Source organism: Tabrizicola sp. (assembly GCF_016793705.1).
Classification (GTDB): Bacteria; Pseudomonadota; Alphaproteobacteria; order Rhodobacterales; family Rhodobacteraceae; genus Tabrizicola.
In genome coordinates this window covers 235,015-241,333 of the sequence record NZ_JAEULO010000021.1, presented here as the reverse complement: position 1 = coordinate 241,333, position 6,319 = coordinate 235,015, and the positions used below count along the sequence as shown (strand labels likewise).

Genomic DNA, 6,319 nt, shown 5'->3' with positions numbered 1-6,319 from the left:
CTTGAAGCCCTTGTCGCGGTCGTTGTCCGCGCCCGCGCCCGCCGCGCCGCGCATGTAGACCACGGCGCCCTTGCCGCCCATCGTCTCGAACAGCCACTTGGCGCCGAGATAGGCATATTCCTCCTGGTTGTTCGACAGGATGTAAGCCGAAGGCTCGGTCACCGCCTGGTCGACGGCAACCACCACGATCCCGGCATCGGTCGCTTCCTTGATCGCGGCATTCACCCCGTCGGCGTTGGCGGGATTCACGACGATGGCGTTGACGCCCGCCTGGATCAGGTTGCGGATGTCTTCCAGCTGGCCCGCCGCATCGGTGTTGCGGTGGGCGATGTTCAGGCTTTCGACCTTGCCCGAGGCCAGCGCCTCGGCCTTCATGGCGCAGACCATCTCCTCGCGCCAGCCGTTGCCCTGCACGGTGTTCGAGATGCCGATCTTGTAGCCTTCGGCAGCGGCCATTCCGGCCAGGCCAAAGGTCAGCGCGGTTCCAAGAAGCAGTCTTTTCATCATGATCCTCCCAGATCTTTGGTGTCTTCAGTCCGTCGTCCTCCGCCCTGTCGCCCGACACGGCAACGGACGTGTTTTCCACGACTTCGCCATGCGGATGCGAATCGTGCTTTTTCCAGAAGTGTAGTGGTTTCGGGGCGTATGTAAACCTTTACATCCTTCGCGTGAGGGAGAAGAATGCCCGATATTCCCAGCGGAGCGCAGGGCGGATGAGTCGACCGACGATTGACGATGTTGCCCGGCTGGCAGGCGTTTCCATCGCGACGGTCAGCCGCTGCCTGCATACGCCGGATATCGTGGCCGCCAAGACGCGGGAGCGGGTTCTGGGCGCGGTGCGCGAGACGGGATACAACCTCAATGCTGCGGCCCAGTCGCTGCGCTCGCGACGGGCGAACACCGTGCTCGTCGTCGTGCCCGACATCGGAAATACCTTCTTCTCCGAAATCCTTGGCGGGATCGAGCGCGAGGCCTCTGCGGCGGGGCTGACCATGCTGATCGGCAACAGCGGGCGGTCGAAGACGCGCGAGGAGGTCTATGTCCGCTATCTGCTGAACGGTCGCGCCGACGGGGCGCTGCTTCTGGCCGAACCGAAGGCACGCTGGTCCGACATCCCCGTGCGCGCCGAGCAGCGGGCTGTGCCGATTGTCACGATTTCCGAAGTCGGCAGCGATTTCGGGCCGCTGACCGTCTCCATCGACAATGCCGCTGCGGCCGAGGCAGCCGTGCAGCATCTGATCTCGCTCGGTCATCGCCGCATCGGCCATGTCTGCGGGCCTGAAAACAACATCCTGACCGCACAGCGCCTGCAAGGCTATCGCCGCGCCCTGGACAAGGCCGGGCTGCGGCACCGGCCGGAGTTCGAGTTGCCCGGCAGTTTCGGCCTGGACAGCGGGCGCGCGGCCTTCGCGCGGTTCATAAAGCTGGCCGACCGCCCCAGCGCATTGTTCTTCGCCAATGACGAGATGGCGATGGGCTTCCTGTCCACGGCATCTGCGGCCGGCATCCAGGTCCCGCGCGATCTGTCGATCATCGGCTTCGACGACATCCATTTCGCCCAGACCTGCATCCCGGCGCTGACGACGATCCGCCAGCCCCGGTCCGAGATGGGGGCGGCGGGAATGCGGCTGTTGCTGTCTGTCCTTGCCGGAGAAGCGCCCGTGCCGGTCCGGCTGCCCTTCGAACTTGTGGTCCGCGGCAGCACCGCGCCGCCCTGACCAGCGCAAGCCTGATGCGAAGCAGGGCCCGATCCGCATGGCTATTTCACGAAAGGACGCAGCACATCCCGCGCCAGCGCGAAGCCGCGCTTGATCCGGTCGTCCGACCCCTCGAACCGGCGGTCCTCGTGCTCGATGATGACGGGGCCGTCATAGCCTGCATGATAGAGACCCGAGAAGAAACCCGGCCAGTCGACCTCTCCCAGTCCCGGCATCCGCGGTATTTGCCAGCCGATCCCGGCGGACATGATGCCGTTTTCATACAGCCCGTCGCGGTCGATCATCAGGTCCTTGGCATGGACATGCACCATGCGGGGGCCGAATTCGCGGACGAAGCGGGCAGCGTCGATCATCTGCCAGACAAGGTGGCTCGGGTCATAGTTCATGCCGACCGCCTCGCCCCAGGTGTCGAAAATCCGCCGCCAGATGCGCGGCGCGTAGGCGATGTTGTGTCCGCCCGGCCATTCGTCATGGCTGAAGATCATCGGGCAGTTCTCGAAGGCGAGCGTCACGCCGTTGGCCTGCGCATGGGCGACGATGGGGGCGAAGATTTCGGTGGCGCGCGACCAGTTCTGGTCGACGGTCAGGCTGCGGTCGCCGCCCACGAAGGTGTTGACCACTCTGACGCCCATCATCCCGGCGGCGGTTATGACTTTCTTCAGATGGCCGATGACCGCCTCGCGGTGGGCGGCGTCGGCGTGCAGCGGGTTCGGGTAGTAGCCGAGGCCCGAGACGGTCAGGCCCTTGGCGCTCAGCATCGCCATGATCTCCGATCCCCGCGCAGGGGTCATGTCCTCGATCGGCAGATGCGCAGTCCCGGCATAGCGCCGCTTCTCGCCCCCGGCCTGGGGCCAGCAGGCGATTTCCAGCGCCTCGAACCCGGCGGAGGCGGCATAGTCGGCGACCTGTTCCAGGGCCGTGTCGGCGAAAGGGGCGGTGAGGATGCCAAGTTGCATGTGCGGTCTTCCTTACGCTTGTGCCACGTCGACCCAGGCCCCGCGCGCGGCGCTGGCCAGGACGGCATCGCAGAACAGCATCTCGTAGTGCCCGTCATCGAACGTGGCCCAGGTCGACTCCGCCCCGCGACCGCCGCGCGCGACATCGCGGTAGACCTGGGTGAAGAAGGCCGCCCAGGTGTCGGCGAAGCCCTCCGGGTGCCCGCCAGGCATGAAGGCCGCCGCTGCCCCCGTGGCATTCATCAACGACGGGTCGCGCAGGAGGATCTGGTTCGGCGCCTCGCGGTGGCCGATCCACAGATCCTCGGGGTGTTCGGCAGACCAGGCGGCCGAGGCTTTCGCGCCGGAAATGTCCCACGAAAGCAGCCCCCGCCGCCCGTGGCTGACCTGGCTCGTGGACATCATCCCCCGACCGCCGTTGCCATAGCGCAGCAGGATCGTCGCGGCGTCGTCGGTGGCAATCTTCCGCGTCTCGGTCGCGCCCTTCGCGGCGGTGAAGGTCTCCACCGGGCCGAGGGGTTTCTGGCGTTCCGGGATGAAGGTGGCAAGCTCAGCGATCACCGAGACCGGCCTCTCGCCGGTGATGAAGTTCGTCAGGTCCACCCAATGCGTGCCGATATCGCTGACCGACCGCAGCGGGCCGCCCTCCTCCGCCTCCAGCCGCCAGTTCCAGTCGGTCTCCTTCGCCAGCCAGTCCTGATGGAAATGCCCGGTGATCAGGCGCAACTCGCCCAGCTCGCCAGCCTTCATCATGCCATGGGCCTGCTGGTTCAGCGGGTAGAAGCGCGTGTTGTAGCAGACCGCCGCCACCTTGCCCGAGGCGCGGGCCATCGCCAGCATCTCGGCCGATTGGGCCGAGGTCATCGCCAGCGGCTTCTCGCAGATCACATGCTTTCCGGCGGCAAGGATCACCTTGACCTGCCCGTAATGCGCCACGTTGGGCGAGGTGACATGGACCACCTGCACCGCCGGATCGGCGAGAAGCTCGTCCAGCGAACCATAGGCCTTCGCCACCCCAAGCGCCCGCGCCCGGTCGGCCCCCCGCGCGGCGCTCGAACCGAGGACGCCGACGACCGGAATCCCCAGCCGCCGCAGGGTGTTCAGGTGGACCGAGCCGATGAAGCCGGTGCCGATGACGGCAGCGCCGATGGTGGAAAGGTCAGGCAACGGAATATCCCCCGTCGATGGCAAGGCAGGTGCCGGTCATGAACCCGGCGGCCTCGGATGCAAGGAACAGGACCGGCCCGGCGATATCCTCGGGCTGGCCCCAGCGGCCCATGGGCGTCCGCAGGTTGACGGCGGCGACATGCGCCGGGTCGGTGCGGCTGCGCGCCGATTGCTGGGTGACGATGAAGCCGGGAGCCACCGCGTTCACCCTTATGCCATCCCCGGCCCAGGCGATGGCGAGCGATTTGGTCAGTTGCACCACGGCGGCCTTGCTGGCGCCATAGGCCGGGTTCTTCGGGCTGCCGAACATCGCATACATCGAGGCGATGTTGATCAGCGCCCCCTTCGCGGCCTTCAGCTGGGCATGAAAGGCCTCGGCCACGCGGAAGGTGCCGTGGAGGTTCACGTCGACGACATGGGCGAAGAACTCCGGCGCCATCTCTTCGCCCCGCGCGGTGATCGCGGCGCAGTTGACCAGCACGTCCACCTTGCCATGCCGCGCGGCGAAGTCCCTCACCGCCGCCCCGTCGGTCACGTCAAGCTGCGTATAGCCGAAGCGCCCCGCATCCTCCGGCGCGGGCTCCGGCTCGGCCCCGGTGATCTCCACCCGCGCGCCTGCCTCCTGAAAAGCGCGGGCAATCGAAGCCCCGATCCCGGCGCGGCTGGCGCCGACCACCACGACCTCGGCCCCGGCAAAGTCGAACCGGCTGCGCATCATGACGTCCTCCCCCGACCATCCTTGGCCAAGACGCGAGTCGATGCAACGAAGTTTTCATTTTTCCGATTTTGAGAAATTTCAACCGAACCGAGCCTGCGCCCCAGCCCGACGATCATCGCCTGCGCCACCACCATCGCAGGCACCTGGCTGCGGAAATGGCCCAGCCGCGCCTCGTTCACGTAAAGCACATGGCTTGCCAACCCCGCGACGGGGCTCAGCGCGTTGTCGGTGATCGCCAGCACCCTATGCCCTTTCGCGGCGGCGAGCTTCACCACCTCCACCGTCTCGGGCGTGTAGTCGTCGAAAGTCATCGCCAAGAGCGTATCCCCCGACCCCATCGCCGCAACCTGCATCCCCCGCATCGCGCCGATGTTGTCGATGAGATGCGCCCGCCGCCCGAGGCTGCCCAGGCCATAGACCGTATAGGCCCCAAGACCGAAGGCCCCCCGCGCCGCGGCGACATGGACGACCTCCGTTGCCGCCAGCACCTCGACGCAAGCCTCCAACTGGTCGCGGTCCAGCGCCTCCTCGATCCGCAAGAGCGATTGCACCGCTGCCTGGACGAAACTGCCGAACACCACCCCCGGCTGGTCCAGATCGCTGTCCCCCGCGCCCGAGACACGCTCGGCATAGGGCAGTCTCGGCCCCAGAAGCCGCTCGCGAAACACCAGCTGAAGATCGGAGAAGCCCTGGAACCCCAGCTCCTTGGCGAAGCGGGTGATGGTGGCGGGCGGCACGGCAGCGAGGTCCGCCAGATGCACCAGCGTCGAGACCGCCACCTCCTCGGGATGGTTCAGGAAGAACTGCGCCACCTGGGACAGCCGCTTCGACAGCCGGTCCGACCGGGCGACCAGCGCCGCGCGCAAGGCTTCGAAATCCCGGGGGGGCATGTCCGCCATCAGATCGCCCCCGCAACTTTCTGTTCAAGGTCAAGGATGGCCCCGGTCATGGGCACCGAGGCGTCAGAAAGAAGAAATGCCGTCAGCCGGGCACATTCCTCGGCCGTGACCAGCCGCCCCAGGGGTTGTGCCGCCGCAGCGGCGGCCATCCAGTCCGGGCCGTGCCCCATATCGGCATGCTTCAGCAGCTCGGTCTCGGTCGCCACCCAGCCCAGGTTGATGCCGGTCACGCGGATGCGGTCGGCCATATGGGCGTGGGCGGCGTTGCGGGTCAGCGTTGCCATCGCCCCTTTTGTGGCGGAATAGATCGCCAGTTCCGGAAGGCCGCAGTAGGCGTTCATCGACAGGATGTTGACAATGGCCCCGGGCGCCCCGCGACGGCGCATGTCGACGATGGCCGCCTGCATCAGCAGGAACCCCGCACGCGCGTTCACATCGAACAGCTCGTCCCAGATCGCCGCCGTGCCCGTCTCGAACGATCCGCGCGTGGTCAGGCCCGCCGCGTTGACCAGCCCGTCGATGCGGCCGAAGCGGGCAATGGCAGCCGCCGCAATGGCGGCCGATGCCGCAGGATCGGCGAGATCGGACACCACCGTCTCGACCGGGGTGGCAGGCGTCAGGTCGGCCGCGAGGCGGGCAAGGCCGGGGGCGTCGCGGTCGGTGAGGACCAGCCCTCCCGCACCTTCGGCGGCAAGAAGGCGGGCCGCTGCGGCTCCGATGCCGCTGGCCGCCCCGGTGACGATCACCACCTGCCGCCCCAGTTGAAGATCCATTCCGACACCTCGCGGGGAAAGCCCGTCCGTTCCCATCGTGCCGCGCGCCCTGCGTTCAGGGAAGCCCCTTCCGACACGAGCCCCGGGC

The 6,319-nt window shown here is 67.2% G+C and carries 7 protein-coding genes; 1 reads left to right on the top strand and 6 read right to left on the bottom strand.

What is annotated here, in order from left to right:
• Nucleotides 1-504: substrate-binding domain-containing protein (locus JNJ68_RS04495; RefSeq protein WP_294979510.1), on the bottom strand; the 504-nt coding region annotated here is incomplete at its 3' end.
• Between the two features lie 209 nt (nt 505-713).
• Here JNJ68_RS04495 and JNJ68_RS04490 point away from each other — a divergent pair.
• Nucleotides 714-1,718, top strand: a complete 1,005-nt coding sequence (locus JNJ68_RS04490) for a LacI family DNA-binding transcriptional regulator (RefSeq protein WP_294979506.1) — start codon at nt 714-716, stop codon at nt 1,716-1,718.
• Nucleotides 1,719-1,759: 41 nt separating this feature from the next.
• Here the strand turns inward: JNJ68_RS04490 and JNJ68_RS04485 are convergent, their stop codons facing one another.
• The 5 genes from JNJ68_RS04485 to JNJ68_RS04465 are packed head-to-tail and all read right to left on the bottom strand — an operon-like array spanning nt 1,760 to nt 6,231.
• On the bottom strand, nt 1,760-2,674 hold the full coding sequence (locus JNJ68_RS04485; RefSeq protein ID WP_294979503.1) for a sugar phosphate isomerase/epimerase: 915 nt from the start codon (nt 2,672-2,674) through the stop codon (nt 1,760-1,762).
• A 12-nt stretch (nt 2,675-2,686) separates the two neighbouring features.
• Nucleotides 2,687-3,841, bottom strand: a complete 1,155-nt coding sequence (locus tag JNJ68_RS04480) for a Gfo/Idh/MocA family oxidoreductase (RefSeq protein WP_294979500.1) — start codon at nt 3,839-3,841, stop codon at nt 2,687-2,689.
• Complete coding sequence (locus JNJ68_RS04475; protein ID WP_294979497.1) at nt 3,834-4,559, bottom strand: SDR family oxidoreductase; 726 nt, start codon at nt 4,557-4,559, stop codon at nt 3,834-3,836. The genes JNJ68_RS04480 and JNJ68_RS04475 overlap by 8 nt, the downstream gene beginning before the upstream one ends.
• Nucleotides 4,556-5,449 (bottom strand): MurR/RpiR family transcriptional regulator, encoded by an 894-nt coding sequence (locus JNJ68_RS04470; protein ID WP_294979494.1) that lies wholly within the window; start codon nt 5,447-5,449, stop codon nt 4,556-4,558. The genes JNJ68_RS04475 and JNJ68_RS04470 overlap by 4 nt, the downstream gene beginning before the upstream one ends.
• A gap of 8 nt (nt 5,450-5,457) precedes the next feature.
• Nucleotides 5,458-6,231, bottom strand: a complete 774-nt coding sequence (locus tag JNJ68_RS04465) for an oxidoreductase (protein WP_294979491.1) — start codon at nt 6,229-6,231, stop codon at nt 5,458-5,460.
• Nucleotides 6,232-6,319: the final 88 nt, after the last annotated feature.

What these genes read in the sequence shown, in the direction of transcription:
- JNJ68_RS04485 (WP_294979503.1), bottom strand. Translation starts at nt 2,674, where the DNA reads ATGCAACTTGGCATCCTCACCGCCCCTTTCGCCGACACGGCCCTGGAA.
- JNJ68_RS04465 (WP_294979491.1), bottom strand. Translation starts at nt 6,231, where the DNA reads ATGGATCTTCAACTGGGGCGGCAGGTGGTGATCGTCACCGGGGCGGCC.
- JNJ68_RS04470 (WP_294979494.1), bottom strand. Translation starts at nt 5,449, where the DNA reads ATGCCCCCCCGGGATTTCGAAGCCTTGCGCGCGGCGCTGGTCGCCCGG.
- JNJ68_RS04490 (WP_294979506.1), top strand. Translation starts at nt 714, where the DNA reads ATGAGTCGACCGACGATTGACGATGTTGCCCGGCTGGCAGGCGTTTCC.
- JNJ68_RS04475 (WP_294979497.1), bottom strand. Translation starts at nt 4,559, where the DNA reads ATGATGCGCAGCCGGTTCGACTTTGCCGGGGCCGAGGTCGTGGTGGTC.